Here is a 312-nt window from a genome sequence, read left to right as displayed (position 1 = left end):
GTAGAAGAATCCTTTAAAAGTAGGCTTACCTATGAGTAATATTAATAATAAAAAACCACTAACAGAGTTGACCAATAAGTTGCATGACTTAAAAGATGAGTTTGGCAATCGTATTGAAGACAGTAAATTCGATTCGTGGCTCCAAATTATTAAAGAAGACGTTGGCGATAATATTGAGATGTTTGCCCGTAAAGCGCGCGGCGTATTCAATCCCAATCTGGTCGATATGCAGCTAGAAGACATTCAATCTCTTATTTTGCGTGAGCGCCCTAGCCCTTATTTCGGTACAGTTATCGCCGTCAAAGTCAATAA

1 protein-coding gene is annotated in these 312 nt (G+C 38.5%); it reads left to right on the top strand.

The features are described 5' to 3' along the window. Nucleotides 1-31: 31 nt before the first annotated feature. The coding region (locus tag AAEZ03_RS26615) for a hypothetical protein (RefSeq protein WP_350582780.1) at nucleotides 32-312 on the top strand (281 nt) is incomplete at its 3' end.

The organism is Pseudomonas sp. HY2-MNA-CIBAN-0224 (assembly GCF_040310285.1).
Lineage (GTDB): Bacteria > Pseudomonadota > Gammaproteobacteria > Pseudomonadales > Pseudomonadaceae > Aquipseudomonas > Aquipseudomonas helleri.
Note: the sequence above shows the minus strand (reverse complement) of the source record. Positions and strands in the feature narration are given on the sequence as shown.